The 26,219-nt window shown below is 71.8% G+C and carries 20 protein-coding genes, 1 tRNA gene and 1 pseudogene; 12 read left to right on the top strand and 10 right to left on the bottom strand.

The genetic code is table 11. From position 1 onward, the window contains the following. Positions 1 to 10 precede the first annotated feature (10 nt). A complete protein-coding gene (locus HD597_RS51015) occupies positions 11 to 1,381 on the bottom strand; it encodes an MFS transporter (protein ID WP_253754706.1) in 1,371 nt (456 codons plus the stop codon). A gap of 132 nt (positions 1,382 to 1,513) precedes the next feature. On the opposite strand from HD597_RS51015, the gene HD597_RS51010 reads away from it, so the two are divergent. After that, positions 1,514 to 2,233, top strand: a complete 720-nt coding sequence (locus HD597_RS51010) for a hypothetical protein (RefSeq protein WP_253754704.1) — start codon at positions 1,514 to 1,516, stop codon at positions 2,231 to 2,233. A 3-nt stretch (positions 2,234 to 2,236) separates the two neighbouring features. Here the strand turns inward: HD597_RS51010 and HD597_RS51005 are convergent, their stop codons facing one another. After that, entirely contained in the window at positions 2,237 to 2,389 is a 153-nt protein-coding gene (locus HD597_RS51005; protein WP_345694407.1) for a response regulator transcription factor, read from the bottom strand. A gap of 1,234 nt (positions 2,390 to 3,623) precedes the next feature. On the opposite strand from HD597_RS51005, the gene HD597_RS51000 reads away from it, so the two are divergent. After that, a complete protein-coding gene (locus tag HD597_RS51000) occupies positions 3,624 to 4,142 on the top strand; it encodes a universal stress protein (protein ID WP_253754702.1) in 519 nt (172 codons plus the stop codon). Positions 4,143 to 4,193: 51 nt separating this feature from the next. Here HD597_RS51000 and pdxR read toward each other — a convergent pair whose 3' ends face one another. Beyond that, entirely contained in the window at positions 4,194 to 5,579 is a 1,386-nt protein-coding gene (gene pdxR / locus HD597_RS50995; RefSeq protein WP_253754700.1) for a MocR-like pyridoxine biosynthesis transcription factor PdxR, read from the bottom strand. Here pdxR and HD597_RS50990 point away from each other — a divergent pair. After that, positions 5,566 to 6,666 (top strand): annotated as a pseudogene (locus tag HD597_RS50990) (MFS transporter); the annotation flags it as partial. The gene pdxR and the pseudogene HD597_RS50990 sit on opposite strands and share 14 nt — an antisense overlap. 126 nt (positions 6,667 to 6,792) lie before the next feature. Here HD597_RS50990 and HD597_RS50985 read toward each other — a convergent pair. Genes HD597_RS50985 through HD597_RS50975 form a run of 3 tightly spaced genes read right to left on the bottom strand, consistent with a single transcriptional unit; the run spans position 6,793 to position 10,167 of the window. Next, the gene (locus HD597_RS50985) at positions 6,793 to 9,000 is read right to left on the bottom strand and encodes a heavy metal translocating P-type ATPase (protein WP_253754698.1); all 2,208 of its coding nucleotides are present in this window, start codon (positions 8,998 to 9,000) and stop codon (positions 6,793 to 6,795) included. 25 nt (positions 9,001 to 9,025) lie between these two features. Continuing rightward, positions 9,026 to 9,958: a DUF8832 domain-containing protein gene (locus HD597_RS50980; protein WP_253754696.1), complete on the bottom strand. Its 933-nt coding sequence runs from the start codon at positions 9,956 to 9,958 to the stop codon at positions 9,026 to 9,028. Further along, positions 9,955 to 10,167, bottom strand: coding sequence for a heavy-metal-associated domain-containing protein (locus HD597_RS50975; RefSeq protein ID WP_253759819.1), 213 nt, complete (start codon positions 10,165 to 10,167; stop codon positions 9,955 to 9,957). Before HD597_RS50975 ends, HD597_RS50980 begins: the two co-directional genes overlap by 4 nt. A gap of 511 nt (positions 10,168 to 10,678) precedes the next feature. On the opposite strand from HD597_RS50975, the gene HD597_RS50970 reads away from it, so the two are divergent. The 8 genes from HD597_RS50970 (at position 10,679) to HD597_RS50935 (ending at position 21,521) form a co-directional block, all read left to right on the top strand. After that, entirely contained in the window at positions 10,679 to 10,798 is a 120-nt protein-coding gene (locus HD597_RS50970) for a DLW-39 family protein (protein ID WP_020542320.1), read from the top strand. Between the two features lie 15 nt (positions 10,799 to 10,813). Further along, positions 10,814 to 11,542, top strand: a complete 729-nt coding sequence (locus tag HD597_RS50965) for an HAD-IA family hydrolase (RefSeq protein WP_253754694.1) — start codon at positions 10,814 to 10,816, stop codon at positions 11,540 to 11,542. 15 nt (positions 11,543 to 11,557) lie between these two features. Continuing rightward, positions 11,558 to 11,633: transfer RNA gene (locus tag HD597_RS50960), tRNA-Ala, on the top strand. Between the two features lie 703 nt (positions 11,634 to 12,336). Further along, positions 12,337 to 12,903, top strand: coding sequence for a hypothetical protein (locus tag HD597_RS50955; RefSeq protein ID WP_253754692.1), 567 nt, complete (start codon positions 12,337 to 12,339; stop codon positions 12,901 to 12,903). Between the two features lie 306 nt (positions 12,904 to 13,209). Next, a complete protein-coding gene (locus HD597_RS50950) occupies positions 13,210 to 14,577 on the top strand; it encodes a M20/M25/M40 family metallo-hydrolase (protein WP_253754690.1) in 1,368 nt (455 codons plus the stop codon). A 301-nt stretch (positions 14,578 to 14,878) separates the two neighbouring features. Continuing rightward, positions 14,879 to 15,871, top strand: a complete 993-nt coding sequence (locus tag HD597_RS50945) for a helix-turn-helix transcriptional regulator (RefSeq protein WP_253754688.1) — start codon at positions 14,879 to 14,881, stop codon at positions 15,869 to 15,871. A 210-nt stretch (positions 15,872 to 16,081) separates the two neighbouring features. Beyond that, positions 16,082 to 20,008: a S8 family peptidase gene (locus HD597_RS50940; protein WP_253754686.1), complete on the top strand. Its 3,927-nt coding sequence runs from the start codon at positions 16,082 to 16,084 to the stop codon at positions 20,006 to 20,008. Positions 20,009 to 20,114: 106 nt separating this feature from the next. Then, complete coding sequence (locus tag HD597_RS50935; RefSeq protein ID WP_253754685.1) at positions 20,115 to 21,521, top strand: hypothetical protein; 1,407 nt, start codon at positions 20,115 to 20,117, stop codon at positions 21,519 to 21,521. A gap of 50 nt (positions 21,522 to 21,571) precedes the next feature. Here the strand turns inward: HD597_RS50935 and HD597_RS50930 are convergent, their stop codons facing one another. The 4 genes from HD597_RS50930 to HD597_RS50915 all read right to left on the bottom strand — a co-directional run bounded on the left by HD597_RS50930 (position 21,572) and on the right by HD597_RS50915 (position 24,952). Beyond that, a complete protein-coding gene (locus tag HD597_RS50930) occupies positions 21,572 to 22,363 on the bottom strand; it encodes a MerR family transcriptional regulator (RefSeq protein WP_253754683.1) in 792 nt (263 codons plus the stop codon). Beyond that, positions 22,363 to 23,178: an alpha/beta fold hydrolase gene (locus HD597_RS50925; RefSeq protein WP_253754681.1), complete on the bottom strand. Its 816-nt coding sequence runs from the start codon at positions 23,176 to 23,178 to the stop codon at positions 22,363 to 22,365. Before HD597_RS50925 ends, HD597_RS50930 begins: the two co-directional genes overlap by 1 nt. Positions 23,179 to 23,239: 61 nt before the next feature. Further along, positions 23,240 to 23,407 (bottom strand): hypothetical protein, encoded by a 168-nt coding sequence (locus HD597_RS50920; RefSeq protein WP_253754679.1) that lies wholly within the window; start codon positions 23,405 to 23,407, stop codon positions 23,240 to 23,242. A gap of 570 nt (positions 23,408 to 23,977) precedes the next feature. Beyond that, entirely contained in the window at positions 23,978 to 24,952 is a 975-nt protein-coding gene (locus tag HD597_RS50915) for an ArsR/SmtB family transcription factor (RefSeq protein ID WP_253754677.1), read from the bottom strand. Between the two features lie 70 nt (positions 24,953 to 25,022). Here HD597_RS50915 and HD597_RS50910 point away from each other — a divergent pair, with 70 nt between their 5' ends. Further along, positions 25,023 to 26,219, top strand: a complete 1,197-nt coding sequence (locus HD597_RS50910; RefSeq protein ID WP_253754675.1) for an MFS transporter — start codon at positions 25,023 to 25,025, stop codon at positions 26,217 to 26,219.

Below are 26,219 nucleotides of genomic sequence, written 5' to 3'. Positions count from 1 at the left end.
CGATCGTGCTTCACGTGAAACTGCCCCGAGCCTCGCGCCTCGTGCGATCGCCCTCATGCACCGGACGGCGTGTCGCCGCATGGGCGAGCACCCCCAGCGACGCCACGACCAGCACCATCAGCCCGGCCCGCGCCGCCGCGTCCCATCCGCCGTCCAGCGCCGCGAAGAACACCGCCCCGGCGACGGTCCCGCCGAGCACTCCCCCGGCTTCCTGCACGGTGCCGAGCACCCCTGCCGCGGCGGCCGATCGCTCAGGACGTACGGACGCCAGGACCGAGGACAGCAGCGGCGGCATCAGCCACCCCATCCCGGCCCCCGTCACCAGCAGCGCAAGTCCCAGCGCCAACGGCCCCGCACCCATCGCCTGATGCACCAGCACCAGCCCCCCGACCAGCACCGGCGCCCCGAACCGCCCGGGACGGAGCGAGGCCGCGAAGAAGCCGGCGTTCAGCGCCGTGCACACGGCCGCGGCGGCCAGCGGCGTCAGCCCGAGCCCGTCCTGAAGGTAGAGGGCGAGCACGAACGACAACCCCGCCGACGTGCCGAACAGCAGCCCCACCGCCACCAGTCCCCAGGCGAACCCCTTCTCCCTGAACACGCCCAGCTCCAGCAGCGGCACCCGCCCCCGGGCGGCCAGCCGTCGCTGCCGCCACCCGAACGCGCCCAGCAGCAGCGGCGCGGCGCCCAGGCACGCCCACGTCCACCAGGGCCACCCCTGCTCCCGCCCCTCGGCCAGCGGCAGCACCACGGCCACCAGCCCGGCGGTGACCAGCGCCGCCCCGCCGAGGTCGAGATCGCGGGGGAGCGATGGAGGCGTGGCGCGGGGGAGCAGGCGGCCGGTCAGGGCCAGGGCTGCCAGGCAGACCGGGACGTTGACCAGGAAGCAGGCCCGCCAGCCCAGCCCCATCGGGTCGGCGGCCACCACCAGCCCGCCGATCACCTGGCCGCTGAGCCCGGCCAGGCCGACGGCGGTGCCGTACCAGCCGAAGGCCCTGGCGCGCGCGGCCCCCCGGTACAGCAGGCCGAGCAGGGCGAGGACCTGGGGTGCGAGCAGCGCGGCGGCGACGCCCTGCCCGACCCTGGCCGCCACCAGCGTGGTCGTGCCGGTGGCCAGCCCGCACCCGGCCGAGGCCAGCGTGAACAGCGCCAGCCCCGCCGCGAACATCCGCCGGTGCCCGTACAGGTCGCCGAGCCGTCCGGAGACGACGAGCCCGGCCGCGTACGCCAGCCCGTACCCGGCGACGACGAGCTGCACGGCGGCGTCGCCCGCGCCCAGGTCGGCGCGGATGGAGGGCACGGCCAGGTTCGCGACGTAGAAGTCGAGCGTGGTCACGAACACCGCGACCAGCAGCACGGGCAGAGCGGCCCAACGCGTGGACATGTGACTCCAGGCAGAGGAGGGGACGGGGCGGCGAGAAGAACACCGCCGCACGCCGGACGGTTGACCTCACCCTGGAGCCGGGCCGTTACGATTCCCTGCGGATCCGCTATGGACGACCCCATAATCAACGCAATGCCGAAATTTCAGGACCTGTCGGAATTTGCGGCGGCCATCGCCCCGGTCATCGGCGCAGCCCTCGTCAACGTGCACGCCTCGGCCGCCAGAGCCGTCGCCGAGCTCGCCGAGACCTCGGCCGTGACCCCCGGCCTGCTCTCCGACCTGCGCTTCACACTCCCCCTCCGCCCGCTGACCCGCGAGGCCCTGGCCGTCATCGACCGGTACGGCGACGCGGCGGCCCGCGAGCGCGACCTCCAGGAGCACCTGAGCCAGGGGACCCTGGCCGAGGACGGCGACGGCACACTCCGGCTGACGGGCAGGGGCCTGGAGTTCGTGCACCGGCTGTACGACGTGCACGCCGCCACGGCCGGGCGCGTCTGGGCGGCCCACGACGTGCCCGGTCTCGCCGGGTTCACGGCCCGGGTGCTCCGGGCGGCCGAGCGGCTGCCGGGCGGGGCGCTGGAGCTGGTGGCGCCGCCGTACGAGCCGGAGGGGGCGGCACCGGGGCTGCTGCTGTTCAACCGGCTCGCCGTCGTCCGCTACCACCGCGCCGACGCCCACGCCGCGGCCTGGCAGGCGGCGGGCCTGTCCGCGGCCGGGATCGTCGGACTGCCGGACGGCCCGCTGCGCGCCGGCATCGAGGCGGAGACGAACCTGCGGGCGGCCGCGCCGTACCGGGCGCTGACCGCGGGGGAGCGGGAGACCCTGTACGACGGGCTGCTCAAGCTGGTCTGAGACCTACAACGCCTCCAGCAGGCGACCCACCTGGGTACGGTCGTTCACGCCGAGCTTGTCGTAGGCGGCCTGCAGGTGGTTCGCCGCCGTCCGCCTGGACAACGTCAGCCGGTCGGCGATCTCCCTGTTCGTCAGCCCGGTCGCGGCGAGCTGCAGGATCTCCCGCTGCCGCGGCGTCAGCTCGGGCGTGGCCAGCTCGACCAGCGCCGGAGTCGAGACGCCCGGGCAGAGCCTGGCCAGCGCGCCCGCCCGCGCCCGCGCGCTCCTGGCCAGGCGGCCCCGGCCCGCGTCGTGGTGGGCGGCCGCCTCGTGGGCGGTGGCCTCGGCCGCGTACAGCGTCGGCCGTCGCGGTGAGCCGGTGGCCGTCGGGCCCGGCCGGCTCGAGGAACAGGCCCCGGCTCGCCAGCGCGTCCACCGTGTCGGGCGGCGCGCCGAGCGTGGCGGCCAGGCCGGAGGTCAGCACCGGCAGCACGGTGGCGGCACGCAGCAGCTCGCGCATGGCCGGGGGCAGGTCCTTGAACGCCGCCAGCGTGAGGCGCTCGAGCGTGGCCGAGTTGGCCGTCAGACCGGCCACGACGCCGCGCCAGGTGGCCGGGTCCTCGCGGGCCAGCGCGTCGAGCGCCGCCTGCACGGCCGCGGGCCAGCCGCCGCACGTACGGTGCAGCTCGGCGGCGATGTCCGCGCCCGCCTCGCCCAGCAGTGCGCGGGCCCACGCGGCGGTCTCGTCCGGGGTCAGCGAAAGGTCGCCGGCGTCGAGGTCGAGCACGTCGTGGTCCTGGCGCAGCCGGGCGGTGGGGAACGGCAGCGGCGCCCGCGACGCCGTGACGAGATGCAGGTGGCGGGGCGCCGCGCGGACCAGCGTCTCCACGTACCGCACGGGACCGGCCGCGCCCGCGATGGCCTCGATGCCGTCGAACACCAGCACCAGCCCCCGCCGCAGCCGCTGCGCGAGAGCCTCGGCCAGCGCGCCCGCCAGCGCCGCCGCCTTCGACAGCTCGTCGGCGTCGGGCCCGAGCGGAGCCGCGGCGGCCGTCAGCAGGTCGGCGGGCAGGCCGGGCACCTTCGCCGACAGGGCCGCCGCCACCGTGCCCGCCAGCGTGGGCAGGTCGCGGTCGGCGGGCCCGAGCCGGTGCAGCACCGCGCCCACGGCCTGGCCCCAGCCGGTCAGCGCGGTGGACTTGCCGTAGCCCGTGGTCGCCACGAGGCAGGTGAGCCTGTGTGTCAGCGCCCCGTCGAGCCGCCGGTCGAGGGCGGGACGGGGGCGCACCCACCCGCGTTCCACCCCCGCATGCTATGCCCGCATTCGGAAGGGACTCCAGAGTTCGCAAAGTGCCACCTCCCGGTAACCAGCACGGTGGCGCACTATGGTCGTACTTCGACAGGAGGCACCGTGGAACAGGATCTGCCCGGCGGTGCGCGGCTGATCGTGGGGGTCGACGAATCCCCGGCCGCGCGCTGGGCGCTGGCCTGGGCCATCGGCGCGGCCAGGCTGCACCGGATGGCTCTCGTGGCCGTGCATGTCAGTCGCGCACCCGTCCATCCTTTTCCCGAGGCGCTGCCCGTGCAGCACGCGGTCAGGGTGGGCGAGGAGGCGCGCTGCACCGAGGTGATCACGAGCGCGTTCGAGGACGTCGCGGGCGGGGTGCCCGACGACCTGACGACGTTCGCGGTGGGCCGGGTCGGCGACCCCGGCTATCACCTCGTCGACCTGGCGAGGGAGGGCGACCTGCTCGTGCTCGGGCGGGGCCGCCGCGGCCTGCTCAGCCGCATCTTCCTGCCCTCGACCAGCATGTACTGCGCGCGGCACGCCCGCACGACCGTCGTGATCGTGCAGCAGCCGTCGCCCCCCGACGACCCGGAGCTGTCAGGGGAGCGGAGCCGGCGGTTCTGGAGCCGCCGACATCCGTAGGCGCCAGGGGAGCGGGGCCGGCGGTTGTGGAGCCGCTGACATCCGTAGGCGTCAGGGGAGCGGGGCTCGGTCCGGCGCCGCCGAGATCCGTGATCTGAGCAGGCGCAGCCCCTCCGGGAGGGCGTCCCTGCCGATCCCGCCGTAACCCAGCACCAGGCCGCGCTGCGGCGGGCTCTGGCCGCAGTACGCCTCCAGGTGCTCCACCGCGAGGCCGGGCGCGGCACGCACGGACGCGCCCAGCGCGCACAGGTGCAGGCCCGCCGTGGACGGCACCAGCCGCACCCGCTCGTCGGCGGCCAGGGCTTCGGCGATCAGCGCGTGCCTGGCGGCGTACTCGCGGGTGGCCTTCCTGATGTGCCTGGCCAGCAGGCCCTCGTCGATGAAGCGGGCCAGCGCCGCCTGCGTCGGCACCTCGCCGTGCCAGTCGGACAGGTGCCTGGCCGCGGTCAGCGCCGGCGTCAGCGAGGCGGGGGCCACCAGGAAGCCCATCCTCAGCATGGGCAGCAGCGTCTTGGAGAACGAGCCGACGTAGATGACGCGCCCGGCCCTGTCCAGGCTCTGCAGCGGCTCCAGCGGGCGCTCGCCGAAGCGGAACTCGCTGTCGTAGTCGTCCTCGATCACCACCGCCCTGCGGCGCTCGGCCCAGGCCAGCAGGGCGGCGCGGCGGGCCGGCGACATGGGCGTGCCCAGCGGGAACTGGTGCGACGGCGTCACGTACACGATCTTGGCAGTGCCGGGGACGGCCCGGACGTCGATGCCCTCGCCGTCCACCGGAACGCTCGCGATCCGGGCGCCGAGCGAGCGGAACAGCAGGCGGGCCGGGGGATAGCCGGGCTCCTCGACGGCGACGACGGTGCCCGGCTCGATCAGGACCCGGCCGATGAGGTCCAGCGCCTGCTGGGCGCCGTTGGTGATCAGCACGTCGGCCGGGCCCGCGTGGACCGAGCGGCTCAGGCCGATGTGACGGGAGATGGCCGCGCGCAGCGGCTCGTGCCCGGCAGGGTCGCCGTACCCCGCCAGGCTCGTCCGCAACTCGCGGGCCACCAGGCGGCGCCAGGTCTCCATGGGGAACAGGCGGGCGTCGGGGACGCCGACGCGGAAGTCGTACCGGGCGGGGGTCATCCTCGCCGGCGGCTCAAGGTTCTGCCAGACCGGGCGCGGGCGGACGACGCCCTTCGGCGCGGCCCGCCCCCTGACCGGCTCCCCCGACACGAACGTGCCCGCACCGGCCCGCCCCACCAGGAACCCGTCGGCGACCAGGCGGTCGTAGGCGAGGGCGACCGTGTTCCTGGAGATGTCGAGGCGGCGGGCCAGCTCCCTGGTCGGGGGGAGGCGCTCGCCCTCCCTGAGGCGGCCGTCGAGTATCGCGTCGAGGAGCTGACGGTAGACCTGTGCGGCCAGGTCACGGCGGCCGTCGAGGCTGATGTGCAGGTCCATCTTGGCCCAATCAACTTGCCGGAAATTGGAGCTTATCTCGGGACAAGTCCAGGACGAGGATGAGCCTATGAGACATCGGCGGATCCTGGCACACGCGCAGCTGGTCAGCTCCATCGGGGACGGCGTCTACCTCGTCACCTCCGCCTTCTACTTCTCCGACATCGTCGGCCTGTCGGCCGCCCAGATCGGCCTCGGTCTCACGCTGGGCTGGGGTGTCGGATCCGTCGCCGGCGTACCGCTCGGCCACCTCGCGGACCGGCGCGGCCCGCGCGGCGTCGCGGTGCTGCTCGCCGTCACGACCGCCGTGGCGGTCGCCGGCTTCCTGTTCGCGCGCTCGTTCGCCGCGTTCGCCCTGGTGGCCTGCCTGTACGGCACCGCCCAGACCGGCCTGTCGGCCGCCCGCCAGGCCCTGCTCGCCGCCCTGATCCCGCCCGCCGAGCGGACCCGCGTCCGGGCGGTGCTCCAGGCCACGCTGAACGGCGGGCTGGCCACCGGCGCGGCGCTGGGCGGGCTCGCCCTGTCCCTCGGCACGCGGGAGGGATATCTGGCGGTGTTCACCCTCGACGCGCTGACCTTCCTCGGCGCCGCCGCCCTGCTGCTGCGCCTGCCCGCCGTACGGCCCGCGCCCGCGCCGTCCGGACCCCGGCTGGCCGTGCTGCGCGACCGGCCCTACGCGCTCGTCACGCTGATCAACGCGGTGATGTTGTTCTACATGCCGCTGCTGAGCGTGGTCGTGCCGCTGTGGGTGGCCTCACGCACCGACGCGCCCACCTGGGTGGTCTCCGTCCTGCTGCTGATCAACACCGGTGGCGTGGTGCTCTTCCAGGTACGGGTGGCCAGGCGGGTGAAGGGGCTGCGGGACGCCTCGGCGGCGATGCGGCAGGCCGGGCTGCTGATGCTGCTGGCCTGCGGGGTGTTCGCGCTCAGCCCGTACGGGTGGGTGTTCCTGCTGGTGGCGGCGGCCCTGCTGGTGGCGGGGGAGATGTTGCTGGCCTCGGGAGGCTGGGAGATCGGTTTCGCGCTGGCGCCCGACGACCGGCAGGGGCAGTACCAGGCCTTCTTCGGCACCGGGGTGGCGGTGGCCAGGATGCTCGGGCCGGTCGTGCTCACCGCGCTCGTGCTCGGCGGCGGGACGCTGGGCTGGCTGGTGGTGGGCGCCATGTTCGTGACGGCCGGCGCCGTGATGGCGCCGGCCGTCAGGTGGGCCCGTGTTTCACGTGAAGCGGCGCAGGCGCAGGCTGTTGCTGACCACGAAGACGCTGGAGAACGCCATCGCCGCACCCGCGATCATCGGGTTCAGCAGGCCGAGCGCGGCCAGCGGCAGAGCCGCCACGTTGTAGGCGAAGGCCCAGAACAGGTTGCCCTTGATCGTTGACAGCGTGCGCCGCGACAACCGGATCGCATCCGCCGCCACCCGCAGATCACCCCGCACCAAGGTCAGATCACTCGCCTCGATGGCGGCATCGGTGCCGGTGCCCATGGCCAGCCCCAGGTCCGCCTGGGCCAGCGCGGCGGCGTCGTTGACGCCGTCGCCCACCATGGCGACGACCTTGCCCTCGGCCTGCAGCCTCTTGACCACGTCCACCTTGCCGGCGGGCAGCACCCCGGCGATCACCTCATCGATGCCCACCTCGGCCGCGACACTTCTGGCGACCGCCTCGTGATCACCGGTCAGCAGGACCGGCGTCAGCCCCAGCCCCTTGAGCTGGGTGATCGCCTGCCCGCTGGTCGGCTTGACCACGTCGGCCACCACCAGCACCGCACGCGCCCGCCCGTCCCAGCCGACCGCCACCGCCGTGCGACCGGCCGTCTGCTCGGCCTCCAGCGCCCGCTCCAGCTGCTCCGGCAGGTGCTGCGACCACTCCGCCAGCAGCCGCGGGCGGCCGACCAATACCGCGTGTCCGTCCACGATCCCCTGCACGCCCAGCCCTTCGACGTTGGCGAAGTCCTCGACGGTGGCCTCCGAGCGGGCCTCGCGGGCGATGGCCCGGGCGATCGGGTGCTCCGAGGCGTGCTCCAGCGCCCCGGCCAGCCGCAGCACCTGCTCACGGCTCTCCCCCTCGGCCAGATGCACCGCGGTCAGTGTCATCCGGCCCTCGGTGACCGTGCCGGTCTTGTCCAGCACCACCGTGTCGATCCGGCGGGTCGACTCCAGCACCTCCGGCCCCTTGATCAGGATGCCCAGCTGCGCGCCCCGCCCCGTGCCCACCAGCAGCGCCGTCGGCGTGGCCAGCCCCAGCGCGCACGGGCAGGCGATGATCAGCACCGCCACCGCCGCGGTGAACGCCGCCCCCACCCCGTCCCCGGTGCCCAGCCAGAAGCCCAGCGTGCCCAGCGCCAGCGCGATCACGATCGGCACGAAAACACCCGAGATGCGATCGGCCAGCCGCTGCACCTGCGCCTTACCGGTCTGCGCCTGCTCCACCAGCCTGGCCATCTGCGCCAGCTGGGTGTCCGCGCCGACCCGGGTGGCCCGCACGACCAGCCGCCCGCCCGCGTTCACCGTCGCCCCGGCCACCGCATCACCAGGCCGCACCTCCACCGGCACCGACTCACCGGTCAGCATCGAGGCGTCCACCGCCGAGGCGCCCTCCTCGATCACGCCGTCCGTGGCGATCTTCTCACCCGGCCGGACCACGAACCGGTCCCCGGCCTTCAGCCGCTCGACCCCGACACGCCGGCCGTCGGCCAGCTCCACCTCCTTGGCGCCCAGCTCCAGCAACGCCCGCAGCGCCGCCCCGGCCCGCCGCTTGGACCGCGCCTCGAAGTACCGGCCGGCCAGGATGAACGCGGTCACCGCCGCCGCCGTCTCCAGATAGATGTTGCCCGAACCGTCGCTGCGCTCGATCGTGAACGCGAACGGGTGTGTCATCCCCGGCGTGCCCGCCGTGCCGAAGAACAACGCCCACACCGACCAGCCCAGCGCCGCCAGCGTGCCGATCGAGATCAGCGTGTCCATCGTCGCCGCGCCGTGCCGCAGATTCGTCCAGGCCGCCCGGTGAAACGGCCACCCCGCGTACGCCACCGCCGGCGCGGCGAGCGTCAGCGACAACCACTGCCAGTTCGTGAACTGCAACGCCGGGACCATCGCCATCGCCACCACCGGCACCGACAACACCACCGAAGCGACCAGCCGCTGCCGCAACGACCGCAGCTCGTCCACCGGCTCACCCGGCACCGGCGCCACCTCGGGCAACTCGGCCGTGTAACCGGCCTTCTCCACCTCCGCGATCAACTGCCGCGCGTCCACGCCCTCGGGAAAGGTGACCTTCGCCTTCTCCGTCGCGTAGTTGACCGTCGCCGTCACACCGTCCAGCTTGTTCAGCTTGCGCTCGATGCGGTTGGCGCAGGATGCGCAGGTCATGCCGCCGATCGTGAGTTCGACGGCTCTGTCCTCGGTGGCTCCGACCAGAGAAGACATCACCTCTCTCCTTTCTTCCGTGCTCTCAGTGGCTGTGGTCGTGGGTCGCGGAGGGGGCGTGCCCGTCCGACAGGGTGGCCGTGGCGGTGAAGCTCGCCGTACGGACCTTGCCCTCGTGCTTGAAGTCGAGGAACAGCCGGTAGTCGCCGCGGCTGGGCGCCTCCGCGTAGAACGTGATCTCGGGGCCTGCCTGCTTGCTCTCCTCCGGATGTACGTGCAGGTACGCGAGGTCGCCTGCGCGCAGGGCCACCAGGTGACCGTACGCCCCAAGGTAGGGCTCCAGGTCGGTGACCGGCTCTCCGTCCTTGCTGACCGTCAGCGTGAGCTTGCCGGCCCTGCCGGGGACCAGGTCGCCGGCCAGGTTGACCGTGTAGTCGTCGACGGCCGCCGTACGGCTGACGTGGGGCAGTGGCTCGGGCCGGTAGTCGCCCGCGGCCTGGAGGTCCGCGCCGAGCGTGAGCTTCTCGCCGCCCGTGGGGACGAAGTCGGCGAACGCCCGGTACGCGCCCGCCTTCGGCAGCGTGAGCCCGACCGACCAGGTGCCGTCGGGAGCCAGGTCGGGGTGGAGGTGCTGGAAGCTCGTCAGGTCGCGGGAGGCCACGATGAAGTGCAGCTTCTTGTCGTGCTCGACCTGGTAGTCGGTGACGGGCTGGCCGTCGGGGCCGATCACGGTGAACGTGAAGTCGGTCGGAACCCCGGTCGTGAGCGAGGTGATCGGGTTGAGTGTGTAGCCGTCCTGTGACACTTGGAGCCCCCCGGGGGTATTGCTGGTCTGGCTTGCCGCTTGGTGTTGCTGCTCGGGCTGGGTGGCGTGGTCGTCGCCCGCGTGGCCGTCGGTGCCCACGGTGGTCGCTGTGCTCGTCGGGGACGGGCCCACCAGCTTGCCCACGCCCAGGGCGCCGCCGAAGAGGACGGCCAGACCCAGGGCGTACGAGCCGAGCCTGGCGGCCGTGTTCATGATCGATCCGCCAGCTCGTAGCCGGCGTCCTCCACCGCGGCGGCGATCCGCGCGCGCTCGACGGGGCCGTCGCTGTCGACGGTCAGCAGGCCGGAGGCCAGGTCGACCTCGACGTTCGTGACGCCGGCGACCTCGCTGACCTCCTCCTTGACCGAGCTCACGCAGTGGCCGCAGGTCATGCCGTGCACGGTGTAGGTGGCGGTGCTCATCGTCGTCTCCCTGAGCGTCATCGTCTTCTCCAGTCTCTGCTTCGAGTCCAACACCGTACCCCCCTAGGGTATCTGGATCGGGGTTCCAGGAGATTCGGGTCACGTTTCTCTTGTGGATACGGATGACGTACGCCCGGCGGCGCGTCGTCACCCCTGTCCGCTTCTCATACCCCCAGGGGGTACCTTCGAACAATTCGGAAATTAATACACCCCCTGGGGGTATGTCAAGCTGGGTGAAGTGGCCCGGAGCGGAGTCACCGGCAGGCGGAAGTGGTCTCGGGAAGCGCGCCTGCCCCTCCTGCACCGCGGACACGCCTCACACCACCGGGAACCCCCTGCGCATCCGGGCTGGATATTTGGCATGATCGAGCTGTTGTCCCAGATGGGCCACACATTCGGCCCATCTGGTCAGAGCACGACACAGGGACCGCAGCCATACCTTGCTAGGCTGCTTGTCAACCGTTGGGTCTCACCCCGGCAGGTGAGACCGTCGAAGAAGTGGGGTCACACCGTGAAGAAGCTGCTCGTTCTGGCGCTGATCGCCCTCGGGGGGTTGCTGATCTGGCGTAAGGTGCAGGCCGACCGCGCAGAGCTCGATCTCTGGACCGAGGCGACCGGTAGCGAGAACTAACCGACCGGCGAGGCGATGAGTGACGTCGTCCCCATCAAGCTGGCGTGCCTGGACCTGGCAGGCACCACAGTCGGTGACATCGCCATGGTCGAGCGCGCCTTCGCCGAGGCGATCGCGACCCAAGGCATAGTGCCCGGGACCGGAGCGTACGCGCGTGCCATGGTTCACGTGCACCGGTCCCGGGGCTGCCCCAAGATCGATGTCTTCCGTGGGATCTTCCCCGGCAACGAGGCCCAGGCCCAGGCGGCGAACCTGACGTTCGAGCGCTCCTACGAGGGCGCGCTGGAGCGGGCGGGTCTCGTCCCCATGCCCGGCGTCCTGGAGGTGCTCGACAAGCTCCGCGGCACCGGCATCAAGCTGGCCCTGATCACCGGCTTCAGCCGCACCACGCTGAGCCGCGTCCTGAGCGTCCTGGGCTGGCACGACAAGATCGACCTGGCCATCTCCCCCGAAGACGCCGGCGGCCGCGGCCGCCCCTGGCCCGACATGGTCCTCCACGCCGTACTCCGGCTGGGAGTGCCCGACGTACGCCAGGTGGCCGTCATCGGCGACTCGGAGAGCGACATGCTCTGCGGCAAGCGAGCCGGAGCCTCGATCGTGGCGGGGGTCATGACGGGCGTGCACAGCAGGGAGCGCCTCCTGAAGGGCGGCGCCACCCACATCCTCGACTCGATCGCCGACTTCCCGAACTTGATCCTGAGCGACGACCTTGGTACGACGCAGGTAGCTTCCTCCGCCCGGTAAGCTATCTTCGTCGAAGGGGCCTTAGCTCAGTTGGCAGAGCGCCTGCTTTGCAAGCAGGAAGTCAGGAGTTCGAATCTCCTAGGCTCCACCACGGAGGGCGCGGGTAGGTGGGCCGCAGCCCACCCACCCGTTGCCCGTCTGGGTGGTTGCCCGTTGCGACCCGCCCCGATGGTCCTCGCTATCGCTCGGGCGGTCTTTCTGGGGCGCGCCTTCGGCGCGCACAAAGGTCTTCCCCTAGGACGCTTCGCGCAAGAAGAGCTCAGACGCCTTCACCCAGGCGCCTGCGGCGCACCTCAGCGCCTGCGGCGCACCCCCGCGCCTGCGGCGCACCTCAGCGCCTGCGGCGCACCCCCGCGCCTGCGGCGCACCCCCGCGCCTGCGGCGCACCCCCGCGCCTGCGGCGCACCTCAGCGCCTGCGGCGCACCCCCGCGCCTGCGGCGCACCCCCGCGCCTGCGGCGCACCCCCGCGCCTGCGGCGCCATCGGAGCTGACGCGTCGCTTGACCGTCTCACCGGAGCGATGGCGATTCCCTCCGCCGGTGCGGTAACCCGACGATCCGGCTGACCATGGCTTCGGCCCGAGAGGCTTCCTGCGTTGCATCCAGGCCATTCCTGCGAGGATGCCCGCTTGTTGAAGCGCAACATGCTGGGCCGGCCTGCCGAAGCCTGAGCCGGGCGTCCGCGTGACCACATCAGGCACGGTCGGCGTCCGAGCTGGGGGAAAGCTCAGCGAACGACCTTGTCGGCACGATAATCAGCTGAGTGGAGCTTCGGCCGGGGAGTACTGTTCGAGGATGCGGCGGTGCGGGGAATGCGGCCACTGGGAGCCCGCCGGAGCGCCTGACTGTGAGCGATGCGCCGGGATCGTCGACGAGCTCGTCGAATCCGGATGGCGGGAGTTCGTCGCGCGGGAATTCGGCACACTGACCGCCCCGGACGAGCGCGACGTCGCCGAGATGGTGATCGACGAGCCCGACAGGCACCTGTGGCGGGTCGTGGACGCCGCCTACGACCGGCTCACCTGCACCGAGTGCGGCGGCAGGCTGAGCCGGGGTCCGGCCGGCTGCACTGCCTGCGACCTGGCGAACGGCTTCCGGTACGTCGCTGTCGAGATCGACCGGCCCGGCGTCCCGCCAGGCAACGAGCACGCACTACGGGTCAACGTGTCCGTGGTGCGCAGGCCGTTCGGGATCTCGTGGCGTGAGGTACTGGGACGGCGACTCTCGCTGCCCTACCTCCTCGATGGACATCTGCCTACGACGAGGCAGGCCCAGGCGGCCCGGGCTCTCCTCAACAGAGGGGGCACGGCTGAAGACCTGGCCGAGCACTTCAACCTTGCCTGGGGCGACGGCTGCGCCTGACGTGAGCTGACCCCTCGGGTTGCGGGACAAGGGCGTTCCGGGCCGTCCAGTCGTGTCTCGCGCCGGCGGTGACCTGCATGGAACGATCCGGAACGGCCTCGACTCGATCGTTCGATCCGCGGGTTCGGGAGCTGTCGCGACGGCCGGTCCATGGCGTACGGGGCCGACGGCTTCTGGCTGGGTCGTCGCGCTCGCCGTACGGGAGAGGCGCGGCGAGTGCGCCAGTATTACCGCATGGACCATCAAAAACTTCGCGAATCGATCAGTGAGGCCTGGGCGACGGACGTGCTGCCCAGCCTTTCCCGGTTGATCGAGATTCCCGCCGTGTCGTCCGCCTACGACGCCGCCTGGGAGGAACACGGTCATCTGCGGGCCGCCGTCGAGCACGTGCGGGGCTGGGTGGCGGCGCGGGGGCTGCCCGGCGCGCGGTGCGACGTCGTGCAGCTGGACGGCCGCGCCCCGCTCCTGCTCGTGGACGTGCCCGCGACTCCGGGCGCGGCGGCGGGCGGGACCGTCCTGCTGTACGGGCACCTCGACAAGCAGCCGCCGCTCGGTGACTGGTCGGAGGGTCTGGGCCCGTGGCAAGCGGTGATCCGCGACGACCGGCTCTACGGTCGCGGCGCCGCCGACGACGGGTACTCGGGTTACGCCGCCACGACGGCGCTGGAGGCCGTACGCGGGGCAGGCGGCGAACACGCCCGGGCGGTCGTGCTGCTGGAGACCGGCGAGGAGTCCGGCAGCCCGGACCTGCCCGCGTACCTGGAGCATCTCGCCGACCGGCTCGGCGAGGTGTCGCTGGTGGTCTGCCTGGACGGGGGCGGCGGAGACTACGAGCGGCTGTGGCTGACCTCCAGCCTGCGCGGCGCGGTCCAGGCGACCGTCACGGTGCGCGTCCTTGAGACGGGCGTTCACTCGGGGCTCGGAAGCGGCATCGTGCCGAGCTCGTTCCGGATCATGCGCCGGCTGCTCGATCGGGTGGAGGATCCGGAGACCGGCGAGGTCAAGCTGCCCGAGATGGTGGTGCCCATCCCGGAGGAGCGGCGGGCGGAGGCGGCGCAGCTGGTCGCGCTCCATCCGGAGGTCGCCGTACCGCGGTTCCCGCTGCTGCCGGGCATGAGGCGAGCCTCCGGCGACGACGTCGAGCTCGTCCTCAACAACACCTGGCGGCCGACCCTGTCCGTGACGGGCGCCGGTGGGCTCCCGGACCCCGCGGTGGCGGGCGCCGTGCTGCGGGCCTGGACCTCCTTCCGGCTGAGCTTCCGCCTGCCTCCCTCGGCCGACGCCGAGGCGGCGCGGGCCGCGCTGGAGACGATCCTCACGACCGACGTGCCGTACGGGGCGCAGGTCGAGGTCGGCGACTACATGGTCATGAACGGCTGGCACGTGCCGGCGGCGGCCCCCTGGCTGGCCTCGGCGTTGCGGCAGGTCGGTGAGGACGTGTTCGGGAAGCCGTGCCAGAGCTTGGGCATCGGCGGCGGGATCCCGTTCATGGAGATGCTCGGCAGGCGGTACCCGCAGGCGCAGTTCGTCGTCACGGGCGCGCTCGGTGCGGACTCGAACGCGCACGTGCCTGACGAATGGCTGCACATCCCGTTCGCCGTACAGGTGACCGAAGCGGTCGCGCACCTCCTCGACGCGCACGCCCGCGCGGGCGGGCATCCGCCGCAGAACTAGCGCCTTACGATCGCCATGGAGCCGGGCCGGCCGCCGTACGTGCTCGGGGCGATCGCCCAGGGATCCACCAGGGCTCGTCCTCCCACGACGACGACACCGGCGGCACGTTGTCCGCACTCCTGGAGCCATGATGGCCGAGCTGCGCGTCGTCACCTCGCTTTCCCATCCGTGAGCCGACACCGGGTCGTGCCGCCTTGGGCAATTTTGGAAGGAAAGTCTAGAATCCGAAGATCGTCATAGTCCGAGACCTTCTGTAGGGGAAGGCCCGGTACAGGGCGTCGCCTGACGGCGTGGAGGTCGTGTGCTGGATGTGATCGGTCTGGGGGCCGAGGCGCAGCGGATCTATGAGCTGCTGATCGGCCTCGGCTCGACCGGCGCCGACGAACTGGCCGCCGCCAGCGGCCTGTCCGCGCCGAGGGTGCGGGAGATCCTCGGCACGCTGGAAGGCCGCGGACTTGCCCGCTGCCTGCGGCACGATCCCCTCCAGTACGCCGCCGTCGACCCCGGGACCGCCCTGGACGTGCTGCTCCTCCGGCGCGAGGAGGAGATCAAGCACGCCCGCATCCACGCACAGGAGCTGTCGAAGCTCTTCCACGAGGCCGCTGATCGTCAGGCGCCCGCCCAGCTGGTGGAGGTCGTGGCAGGCAGGGAGACGGTCCGCCACCGGGTCGACAGCGCCCGGCGCAGCGCTCGCCAGGAGCTGCGGATCTTCGACAAGCCGCCGTACGCCATCGAGCCCACCCCGGACGTGGCCGAGGCGACGGGCAGCCTGCTGATCGAGCGGGGCGGCAGGGTGCGCACCATCTTCGACCAGGCGGCGCTGGAGTTGCCGGGACGCCTGGCGGGGGACATCGGCAAGGCCACCGCCAAGGGTGTGCGGCACCGTGTCCTGCCCGAGTTGCCGATGAAGCTGGTGCTCGTCGACGACCGTCTCGCCATCGTCCCGCTCCAGGCGACGCCCGCGGTGCTGGACAGCGCTGTCTTCGTCTACAGATCCGGGCTGCTGGAGGCTCTGTCGGCGCTGTTCGAAACCTTGTGGCACATCGCCCTGCCCCTGGATCCGGCCCACCCCGGCGCGGACGAGCCCGAGCAGCCGTCGGAGGACGAACGCCATCTGCTGAAGCTGCTCAGCACGGGAGTCCCCGACGAGGCCATCGCCCGCGCCCTGGGCCTGAGCGAGCGAACCTGCCGCCGCCGCATCCACTACCTGATGGAGCGCCTCAACGCCCGCACCCGCTTCCAGCTCGCCCGCCAGGCGGCCCGCCGCGGGTGGCTCAACGACGCGCCGGACTGAGCACGGCTTTCGCTCCGCAGGACCGCGCTCACGGCTCGAGGCGCGGGCGTGTTGTCGGGTTCCGGATGGGTGGCCGGTCCGGGACAGTGCCGGAAATGGCCATGGTTGGCCGCTTTTCGGCCATGACTGGCCATGTCACGCTTTGTCCGAAAGTCGGGGGTTTCTCGTCCCCGCGGCATCCCTCTCCTTCAGCATGTCCTGGGAGCGTTCATGTCCATCCGCTTACCGGCCAGACGGTCGTGCCTGCTCGCGGGCGCGATCGTCATGGCGTCGATCGTCGCCGTGCCCGTCCCGGCGACTGCGGCTCCTCCCTCCACGACCGCACCCGCGCCCGCCGTTCCGGGTGAGCGTGCCCGGATCACTCTGGTGACCGGCGACGAGGTGACGTACGCGACCACCGGCGGCGTGCCGAGCGTCACGGTCACCCCCGCGACCCGCAGCGACGGCAGCACGAGCACGTTCGTGACGTACGACAAGGACGGCGACACCTACGTGGTGCCGCTGGACGCACGCCCCTACATCACCTCGGGCGCGGTGGACGAAGGCCTGTTCAACGTCACCTACCTGGCCCGCAACGGATACGCCGCCCGCCAGGACGTCCCCGTGATCGCCCAGTACGGCAAGGACGCGCGCGTCGCCCAGGCGAAGGTCCCGGGAGCCGAGACCAAGCGGCGCCTGCCCACGGTGAACGGCGCCGCCTTGAAGGTGGGCAGGGGCACGCAGTTCTGGAAGAGCGTGCAGGACCCGGTGGTCAGGCCCGCCGACGCGCACAAGCATGACAAGCTGCGGCTCTCGGGCGGCATGGACCGGCTGTGGCTGGACCGCGTCAACAAGATCTCGCTGAACGAGAGCGTGCCGCTGGTCGGAGCCCCTCAGGCATGGGCGGCCGGGCACGACGGCGCCGGCGTGAAGGTCGCCGTCCTCGACACCGGCATTGACCGCGCCCACCCCGATCTGGCAGGAAAGGTGGTGGCCGAGGCCGACTTCAGCGGCGAGTCCCAGGACGCCACGGACCGCCACGGCCACGGCACGCACGTCGCCTCCACCATCGCCGGCTCCGGCGCCGCAGCCGGAGGCACGCACAAGGGCGTGGCCCCCGGAGCGTCGCTCCTGGTGGGCAAGGTGTGCGACGACCGCGGCGGCTGCTGGACCTCGTCGGTCATCGCGGGCATGGAATGGGCCGCCGAACAGGGCGCCGACGTGGTCAACCTCAGCCTGGGCGGCGAGGCGCCCATGGACTACCCCGACCCGCAGTCGCAGACCGTGGACGAGCTGACCGAGGAGAGCGGAACCCTCTTCGTGATCGCGGCGGGCAACACCGGCCAGGACGAGTCGATCAACTCGCCGGGCGTGGCGCGCGCCGCGCTGACGGTCGCGGCGACCGACAACGCCGACCGGCTCGCGAGCTTCTCCAGCCGCGGCCCGATCTGGTACGCCGACCGTACGCTCAAGCCTGACATCGCGGCCCCCGGCGTGGACATCACCGCCGCCCGCGCGTCGCAGAGCCCGTGGCTCGGTGACCTCTACACCGACGCGTCCGGCACCTCCATGGCCACCCCGCACGTCGCGGGCGCGGCGGCGATCCTCGCCCAGCAGCACCCCGACTGGAAGCCGGACCGGCTCAAGGCCGCGCTGATGAGCACCTCCAAGGACGTGAAGCTCAAGACGTTCGAGGTCGGCGCGGGGCGGCTGGACGTGGCCAGGGCCGTCTCCCAGCCGGTGCACGCGGTGACCCCCGCCGTCGACCTGGGCATCCTCTCGCGGGACCAGGACAAGCAGAGCCGGACCATCACCTACGCCAACGCCGGCTCCGAGCCGGTCACGCTGACGCCGGCCGTCTCGCTGGTCACCGGCTCCGGGGCCGAGGCACCCGCCGGTGCGGTCACGACCGGCCCGGCGGTCACGATCCCCGCCGGCGGCACCACCACGGCCACGGTCTCGGTCGACGTCGCGGCGCTGGCCAAGGGAACCTACAGCGGCGCCGTGACGGCCACCGATCCGTCCGGCGGGATCGTGGTGCGGGTACCGGTCGCCTTCCAGATCGAGCCGCAGTCCTTCCCGGTGAAGTTCGACATTCTCGGCCATGACGGCAAGCCCTGCGGCAAGACCACTGCCTTCGGCTGCTACGCGATCCCCGCGCTGACGTACGTCAATCACGACAACGGCCGCACCGGCATGCCCGGCTCGCTCACCGAGCGGCTCTCCGCCGGACGTCACTCCTTCCAGGCGGCCGTCGCCTGGCTCGACCCCGCCACCTGGGAGCCCCAGTTCGCGGTGGTCGTCGCCGAGGACATCGAGGTGACCGGCCCCATGACGGTGACGCTCGACGCCTCGAAGGCGCGGAAGATCGTCGTGCGGACCCCCAAGCCGAGCCAGAACCTCGACCAGCAGATCGGCGTCCTGCGCACCAGCGAATCGGGCGCCCGGTCGGGGTTCGGCCTGCTCCACGGTTATGGCTCCTACGGCTACTGGGCGGTGCCCGAGCCCGAGGTCGCGAACGGCTCGCTGCTCTTCCAGCACCAGATCGACGCCATCGCGCCGCTCGTCGAGATGGAGGTCCTCGGCAAGGAGAAGAGGCGGCTGCACCCCCGGCACAGCGAGTACTACGAGCGCGTCCCGAAGTTCTCCGGCTCCCGGTCCCTGGACATGGCCTACCTCGGCGTGCAGCACGCCCTGGCGGACCCGGCCTCCCAGATCCCCGGTGACCTGTCCGGGGTCAAGGGCAAGCTGGCTCTGATCGAGGTCGAGGACGACTGGGACGGGGCAGGCGCCAGGTACAGCTGCTTCGTCTTCCCCGAATACCTGGACGCCCTGGCCGATGCGGGAGCCGCAGGCGTCGTGGCCTTCATGAAGGTCGACGAGACCCCGAACAAGTGCGACACCCGATTCGTCTTCAACCCGGTCCACCGGTCGAGGATTCCGGCGGTCTCCGTCCCGCCCGACGAAGGACGGGCGCTGCGGGACCTGGCGGAGTCGGGCAACCGGCTCACGATCAGGGTGAAAGGCACTCCGACGAGCCCGTACGTCTACCACCTGAAGTTCTACGGCATGGACGAGATCCCGGCTGACCAGACCTACCGGGTGAGCGAGCGGGAGCTCGCGCGCTTCGACTACGACTACCACGCCGAGCGGCCCGTGGACGTCGTCCCGGCCTGGCACCAGTGGATCCCGGGGCGAGAGTCCGGCACCATCGCGGTCAGCACCCGCTTGCGCGGCCCCATCACCTGGCAGGAGTACGTCGGCCCGGCCACGCACCCGGACCAGCTGGTGAAGGCCGAGATCTCGCGCAGCACCACCGACCTCGGGATCATCGAGGACACGCCGGTGCCCTTGATGGTCCGCCCGGTGACCGCGGGCGCCGTCGTGGAAGGCGACTGGTGGGGGAGCCCGGGCGTCCCCGGCGCTCCGGAGTTCGACCTGGCGGCCACGGCGCTGAACACGTGCGGGGCTTGCCGGCAGGGCGACGTGTTCAGCCCCCTGCTCCCGATGGCCGTCACCGATCCGCACGTCGAGTCGTTCTACATGGAGACGGCCCAGTCGGATCGGCTGCGCCTCTACAGAGGCGGCCAGGAGATCGATCCCACCCCTCTCCTCGGGGTGATCACCGCGTACACCCTGCCGCCGGAGCCTGCCCGTTACCGGCTCACCCACGAGATGGACCTGCTCGTCCCGGCCATGAAGGCGGACTTCCACGACAGGCGGGTCAGCAGCGAGTGGGAGTTCACCTCCTCTCGGGTGAACGCGGCCGACAAGGGCAGGCTGAACTGCGCAGGCACCGTATGGGAGGTCTCCGATGAGCCCTGTGCCGTGCAACCGCTGGTCTACCTGCGCTACGACCTGAACCTGGACCTCGGCAACACCACCCGCCGGGGCGTGCACCGGATCGAGCTGCACGCCTACCACGAGGTGGCCGGCACGCCGCGGCCGGCGATCGCCTCGATCGAGGCGTGGGTGAGCTACGACGGCGAGAAGACCTGGCAGAAGGCCCGGACGGGGGCGCTCAAGGACGGCACGGTCACCGCGGCCCTGCCGGCCGCGCCGACGGGTCCGGTGACGGCGAGCCTGAAGGTGAAGGCGTCCGACGCCGCCGGCAACACCCTCACGCAGACCGTGCACGAGGCGTACGGGGTGCGCTGACCACCTGAAGAGAACGGCCGGCCGGCACCCCCGGCCGGCCGTCCGCTCTTCGGTACGCGCATGGTCGCGTACTTGTCCTCGATCGCCGGAGATACCGTCGGTTCCCATGTACGTGATCTATCGCTCCTGGAATCAGGGGACAGCAGGAAAGTCGGTCCGGCATCTGGCCGAGCCGACGGTGCTGGACTGGGTCCGCAGTGTCTGGAGTGAGGCTTCCGCGCAGGACGCGTACGACTGGCTCCTCCAAGAGCTCGGCACGAACGTCTACGGGCTGGATCAGCTCTTCTCGGAGGGCGGCCCCGCCCCGGAGACCATGCAGGACCTGCGCACCCTGGCCAGAACGCGACTCCCCGAGGTCTATCAGTGCAACGTTGACGAGCACAGCGTGCGCGTACTCGCCAACGGTCTCGACCATGACGTGGCCTATTACCTCGTGGACGACGTCGCTGTCGCGGCCCATCCCGAGCGGTGGTCCTTCGCCGTGCACGACGGGCCGCTGCCCGACGATGTCGGCCCTGAGAAGACGACCTTCAAGGCGCCGCTTCAAGTCGTCGAATTGGCTGAGCACCCTCCATCAGGGGAAGGGACCGTGTTCGCGGTCCTGCTCACCTTCAAGGCGCTGCGTGACTGCATCGGCTGGAATCCCACTCATGCGTTACCCGGCGTGCGGCTGCCGCAGTTCGGTGCGGCGCTACGTGATCTTGACGTTCCGACCGAGGAGTGGCCGCTCGAACTGGAGGTCCTGCCCGTGCTGGTCGCACCTGGCGAGGAAGGCGTCAGGCCCGCCTTGGAGCGCTGTAACCGGTGGCCGGACTACTCGTGGAATTCGGGAGAGCAGCCTCACCCGCCTCCCTCCCACGACGCGGCAGTGCGTCTCCTCGAGACAGGCCACCGCGAACGTACCGTCATCCGGGTGGGCGAACATCTGGCCCAGATGTTCATCAACCACGGCCGCGACCTTTTCGACCAGTGGTTCTTCTTCGATGACCGCTGGGCCGGAGCCAATCCTGACCTGGCCGCTTCGCTGATCTGGTTCGCCTATCACTGGGATCCGCTCTGTTCACGGCACCACATGCTGCATACGCCGTGCTCCGACAACCGGGTCCGGTACGTCGCCGTAGTCGGGGACGACGGCGGGACGATACAGGTGCGAGAGGCCCTGCCCCACGATGACCCCCGTATCTGGGATCTGCACCGATGGTCGTACCAGAAGCGGCCGCCGGGCGAAGTGACGGCCGGAGAAGTGCTCGGCTCCGTGGAGATCCAGCTCCGGCAACCGTCACCTGACATGTGCAAATTCACCGAGTTCGAGATAACCCGAACCCGTCACGGTCAAGCCGTCGCCGGCAAGCTCGCCCGCCACATCCGCCAAGACCTCCTGGAGGCCGGCATCAGGTGCGCCACCGGCTGGCTTCCCAAGGAGAACCTGTATCCGCACGGCCGCCGCTTCCTGCGCATGCTCGGCCGGCTCGATGAATCCTTTGACGGGCCGAGCAGCTTGTTTCTCGCCTGAGCCCCATGCTCGCGTGTCTCAGTGAACGCCACCTCCAACCACGACGAGTTTCACGAATCAGCCGCACCCCGTGAGGCCGCCACGCGTTCGAGCTTGCTCCACCCCGTCCATCCACGCTGCCTCAACAGCTCGATCAGCCGGCGCGCCGGTGGCACGGTGTCGAACGCCAGCGTGTCCATCAGCTTGGCGAGCGACGAGTCGAGATCGGTGTCGTCGACATAGTCCTCACCCCGCTCCTCCGCCATCCGCGTGAGGTAGGCGGCCAGCTCGTCGGCCAGCCCGACCAGCCGCGGGTCGTGGTCGGAGCGGTCGAGAGCCTGGCCGAGGGTGCGGTAGAAGTCGACGAGCCGCGGGTCGGCGAGCTGCTCCCGCTTGCGCGCCATCCACTCCGGGACCCGCTCGGGTGAGTGCGCGGCCAGCGGGATCCAGCCGTCGCGTTCGGCCTGGACGATCCGCTCGTCGACGCCGAGCGCCCGCAGCCGGTCCAGGTACTCGACCACCTCAGGGGGCAGCACCAGGCTGTCACCGGAGGCGAGCCGGGCGATGCGTTCGCGGTGCCGCTGCCGCTGCCGGATCTCCGCGCGCAGCCGCCTGTCGATGTCCGCGATCGCCGCGGCGAACTCGTCCTCGCCGGCCTGCAGCAGCTCCCGCACCCGCGCCAGCGGGACCCCGGCCTCGGCCAGCGTCCGGATCCTGATCAGCTCGACCACCGCGCCGCCGTCGTATCTGCGGTAGCCGAAGTGGTCCCGCTCCGGCTCCGGCAGCAGCCCCTTGGCGTGATAGTGCCGCACCGCGCGCACCGTCACTCCGGCGTACGACGCCAGCTCGCCGATGGTCAGCATCAGGCCAGCCTCCCACGGCCGTCGTCCCGGATGATCCGGGCGATCTGCGGGGCGTGCGTGAAGACCAGTTGGTGGTCGGCGTCGAGCCAGGACGTGGCGATGTGCGGCTGCTCGCGGACGAGCCGCTCGACACCCGCCCGCCAGTTGAGGTTGAACCGCTCGCCGCCGTCGCCGGCCATCGAGGTGGACATGATCATGCGGATGGGCCGGTCGATCTTCCTGTACCGGTCGAGGATCTCGGACCGGATCGCGTCGATCTCCAGGTTCAGGTCGAGGATCTGCCGGCCGGTGAGCAGCACCTGACGCGCGGTGCCCCGCCGGCTCTCCTGCCGCGCCGCCAGGTCCTCCCACATGGCGCGGAAGACCGGCAGGACGTCCTCGGTGATGAACGGCTCCGGCACGGGGTTCGCCCCGTCGATGAGAACGAGCTCCGCGACGGTGCCGGGATGCTCGCAGGCGTGGTGCACGGCCAGGTCCGCGCCCAGGGAGTAGCCCACCAGCACGGGCTTCGCGTCCAGCTCGGTCATCACCGCGGTGAGATCGCTGCGGAACGCCTCGAAGGAGTACTGCTCGGCGGCCGAGGCGAGGCCGTGGCCCCGGAGGTCGAAGGTCACCACGTCGTGGTCGCGCCGCAGCAGCGCGGCCAGCTCGCGCAGGTCGGCCTGGGTGGAGTTCAGCCCGGGGCACAGGACCAGCGGCCGGCCCCGGCCGCCTCGGGACACCGGGATCGTGACGCCGTCGTGGTGGATCGTGTGGTGCCGCAGCGTCCTGTCGCCCGTGTCGCTGCGCCGTCCGGCGGCTTCGTTCGTCGTCATACCGCCATGCTGAGGGGTTGCCCCTGCGTCAGGGCCAACCCCTTGCTGCGACGACTCGAGGTCATGGCTTCAACGCGATGGCGTGCACGGCCTCTTCGATCTTCTCCAACCCCCGCCTGAGGACCTGCGCCTGGTGCAGGCTCGCCCATACCTGCGCCGTGGCCACATCGCCCTTCTGCAGCGCCTTGCGAGCTTCGGTCTCGTAGTCGGTGTTCCCGAACGGCTCCATCGGCTCCTCCTCGTGGCTGATCTACGCCCACTGCCCCCGGAAAGCCCGGCCCTCACCAGACCGGCGCGACATATGCTCGGCGGCCGATGGATCGTGAAGAGGAATCGGGGGGTCGCCGAAGTACGGGTGTTCCGACGTAACAGCCTGAAAGGCCGGCATGCATGACCGCTCCCCCTCAGGACTCGGCGCCTCCCAGCGAGGACACCGACGCGCAGGTGATGGAGGCGTCACGGCGCGACCCTGATCGCTTCGGCGCCGTCTTCCACCGCTATTTCGCCTCCATCCACCGTTACGTCCACCTGCGCCAGGGCGAGTCGGCGGCGGACGACCTAGCCGCCGAGACCTTCCTGCGCGCCTTCCCGCTGCCGGGACCGTTTCGACCTCACCAGCGCCAGCGCCCGCCCCTGGCTGTACGGCATCGCCTCCCACCTGGTCGCCGACCATCATCGCGCCGAGGCGCGCAGGTACCGGGCGCCGGCCAGGAGCGCCGATGCCGGGGAGATCGCCAGCCATGACGAGCGGGTGGCGCAGCGGGTCTCGGCGGCGGTCATGCAGCCGCGGCTGAATGGGTCAGCGGCCGGCGCCCGAGGCGTCCACGAGCACGTCCCCGGCCGCCGTCCGCATGTACAGCACCGACCGCCCGGCCCGCCGCCGCTCCACCAGCCCCGCGTCCAGCAGCACCCGCAGATGCCTTCCCACCGACCCGAGCCCATGACCGGTCACGGCGACGAGCTGGGTCGTGCTCATGGGCGTGCTCAGCAACACCAGCACCCCGGCGCGCGCCGTCCCGACGAGCGCCCCGAGCCCGGCCGGGACGGGCCGCCGGTCGTGGTGCTCGGCGAGCACGCCGAGGCACGGGTAGACGATGGCGTACCGCTCCCGCCCCTCCCACGACACCCACCCGGCCTTCGGCGTCACCGGCATGAACAGCAGCTCGGCCCCGGCCGCGATCTCCCTCGGCGGGACAGCGTGCAGGTTGACCTGGAACCGGCTCTCCCCGATCCACCTCGTTCCCGGCCGCAGCGAGTCCAGCACGGCCGCCCAGCCGCCCTGGCTCACCCGCGCGGTCCGCGCGACCATGTCGGCCTCCAGGACGCGCCGCCGGCGCTCCCAGTACGGCCGCACGGTCTCCTCCCAGACGTACGTCTGGAGCGCCCCCGCCCGCTCGGGCAGGTCGTCCCGCTCCAGGGCGGCGGGGAGCGGGCCCCCGAGGGACACGCGGAGGTCGGCGCGCGCCTGTGCCGGCCCGGTCGCCCGCACCCGGGCCACGGTCTGCTCGAAGCTCTCCCCCTCGCACGAGGTGGCGCAGAAGAAGTCGGCGATCCACGACCTGCCGAGCGCCGCCCGTACGAGGAGCGCGGCCACCGGGTCGGCCGCGAGGTAGGCACGGTATCCGGGCAGGTGCGCCCGCAGCCAGGCCTCCTCGCCCGGATGGGCGCCGGCCCCCATGTGCAGCAGCTTCAGGCTCGCGAACGTCTCGGCGAACGGCGAGAGCACGAACCGGCTGCGGGCGAGGGCGTCGGTGTCGATCTGCCACAAGCCCATGCGTGTACGACCTTTCGCGTGTCGGCGAAACAGTAAACACGACCTGCCGGCCACTCGGAGACTGCGACGCATGCGCAGCTACCGAGCTCTCCTCCACACCCCGGAGTTCACCCCGTTCCTGCTCTCCTTCGCCGCCTTCGCCGCGGCCCAGACGATCGGCGCCCTGGCCCTGGGCACGCTGGTCTTCCGGGCCACCGGCTCCCCGCTGCTGTCGGCGTTGAGCATGTTCGGCCCGCAGCTCGCGCAGCTCGTGGGGGCCACGTTCCTGCTGTCGGGCGCCGACCGCCTGCCGCCGCGCGCGATCCTCTCCGGACTCGCCCTCGCCTACGCGGCCTGTACGGCGGTGCTGGCGCTGCCCGGCCTGCCGGTCGCGGCGGTCCTGGGGGTCGTCCTGGCGCAGGGCCTGATCGCGGCTCTGGGCGGGGGAGCGCGCTCAGGGTTGCTGACCGAGATCCTGCCGAAGGACGGCTATGTGCTGGGGCGATCGGTGTTCAACATGGTGTGGGGCCTGACGCAGGTGGCCGGGTTCGCGATGGGCGGCGCGTTGCTGACGCTGCTGACGCCGGGGACGTGCCTGCTGCTGGCGACGGCGTTGTACGTGACGTCGGCCCTGGCCACCCGCCTGGGCCTCACGGCTCGCCCGCCACGCTCCTCCGGGCGCCCGTCCGTGTCGGCGACCTGGCGCACCAACGCACTCCTGTGGTCCTCGCGCTCCCGCCGCCTGACGTACCTGGGCCTGTGGATTCCCAACGGCCTGGTGGTGGGCTGCGAGTCGCTCTACGTCTCCTACGCCCCCGGGGCCGCCGGCACGCTGTTCGCCTGCGCGGCGCTGGGCATGTTCGCGGGGGACGTGGTGGTGGGACGTCTGGTGCCGCCCGTGTCGCGGCCCCGTCTCGCGGTGCCGCTGCGGCTGCTGCTGGCGACGCCGTACCTGTTCTTCGTCCTGCAGCCGGGGGTGGCGCTGTCGGCCGTGGCGGTGACCGTCGCCTCGGTCGGCTTCGGCGCGAGCCTGGTCCTGCAGGAACGTCTGATGTCCCGCACTCCCGACGACCTCGCGGGCCAGGCCCTCGGCCTGCACTTCGTCGGCATGTCCGCGACGCAGGGCGGCTGCGCCGCTCTTGCGGGCGCGGTGGCCCAGCTGACGTACCCGGCGGCGGCGATGACGGTGCTGGCGGCCGGATCGGCTGCTGTGACCCTGGCCCTCGCGGTGCTGGGCAGGCACGAGGAACGGCTGCCGGGGCGTCCGGTCGTCGTGCCGGAGCCCTAG

Source organism: Nonomuraea thailandensis (genome assembly GCF_024172165.1).
Lineage (GTDB): Bacteria > Actinomycetota > Actinomycetes > Streptosporangiales > Streptosporangiaceae > Nonomuraea > Nonomuraea thailandensis.
Note: the sequence above shows the minus strand (reverse complement) of the source record. Positions and strands in the feature narration are given on the sequence as shown.

Bases quoted from the DNA above. Each gene is read 5' to 3' on its own strand.
- HD597_RS51015 (WP_253754706.1), bottom strand. From the start codon at position 1,381: ATGTCCACGCGTTGGGCCGCTCTGCCCGTGCTGCTGGTCGCGGTGTTC.
- HD597_RS50935 (WP_253754685.1), top strand. From the start codon at position 20,115: ATGTACGTGATCTATCGCTCCTGGAATCAGGGGACAGCAGGAAAGTCG.
- HD597_RS50985 (WP_253754698.1), bottom strand. From the start codon at position 9,000: ATGTCTTCTCTGGTCGGAGCCACCGAGGACAGAGCCGTCGAACTCACG.
- pdxR (WP_253754700.1), bottom strand. From the start codon at position 5,579: ATGGACCTGCACATCAGCCTCGACGGCCGCCGTGACCTGGCCGCACAG.
- HD597_RS50940 (WP_253754686.1), top strand. From the start codon at position 16,082: ATGTCCATCCGCTTACCGGCCAGACGGTCGTGCCTGCTCGCGGGCGCG.
- HD597_RS50965 (WP_253754694.1), top strand. From the start codon at position 10,814: ATGAGTGACGTCGTCCCCATCAAGCTGGCGTGCCTGGACCTGGCAGGC.
- HD597_RS50910 (WP_253754675.1), top strand. From the start codon at position 25,023: ATGCGCAGCTACCGAGCTCTCCTCCACACCCCGGAGTTCACCCCGTTC.
- HD597_RS50955 (WP_253754692.1), top strand. From the start codon at position 12,337: ATGCGGCGGTGCGGGGAATGCGGCCACTGGGAGCCCGCCGGAGCGCCT.
- HD597_RS50980 (WP_253754696.1), bottom strand. From the start codon at position 9,958: ATGAACACGGCCGCCAGGCTCGGCTCGTACGCCCTGGGTCTGGCCGTC.
- HD597_RS50920 (WP_253754679.1), bottom strand. From the start codon at position 23,407: ATGGAGCCGTTCGGGAACACCGACTACGAGACCGAAGCTCGCAAGGCG.
- HD597_RS51010 (WP_253754704.1), top strand. From the start codon at position 1,514: ATGCCGAAATTTCAGGACCTGTCGGAATTTGCGGCGGCCATCGCCCCG.
- HD597_RS50925 (WP_253754681.1), bottom strand. From the start codon at position 23,178: ATGACGACGAACGAAGCCGCCGGACGGCGCAGCGACACGGGCGACAGG.
- HD597_RS50915 (WP_253754677.1), bottom strand. From the start codon at position 24,952: ATGGGCTTGTGGCAGATCGACACCGACGCCCTCGCCCGCAGCCGGTTC.
- HD597_RS50930 (WP_253754683.1), bottom strand. From the start codon at position 22,363: ATGCTGACCATCGGCGAGCTGGCGTCGTACGCCGGAGTGACGGTGCGC.
- HD597_RS50975 (WP_253759819.1), bottom strand. From the start codon at position 10,167: ATGAGCACCGCCACCTACACCGTGCACGGCATGACCTGCGGCCACTGC.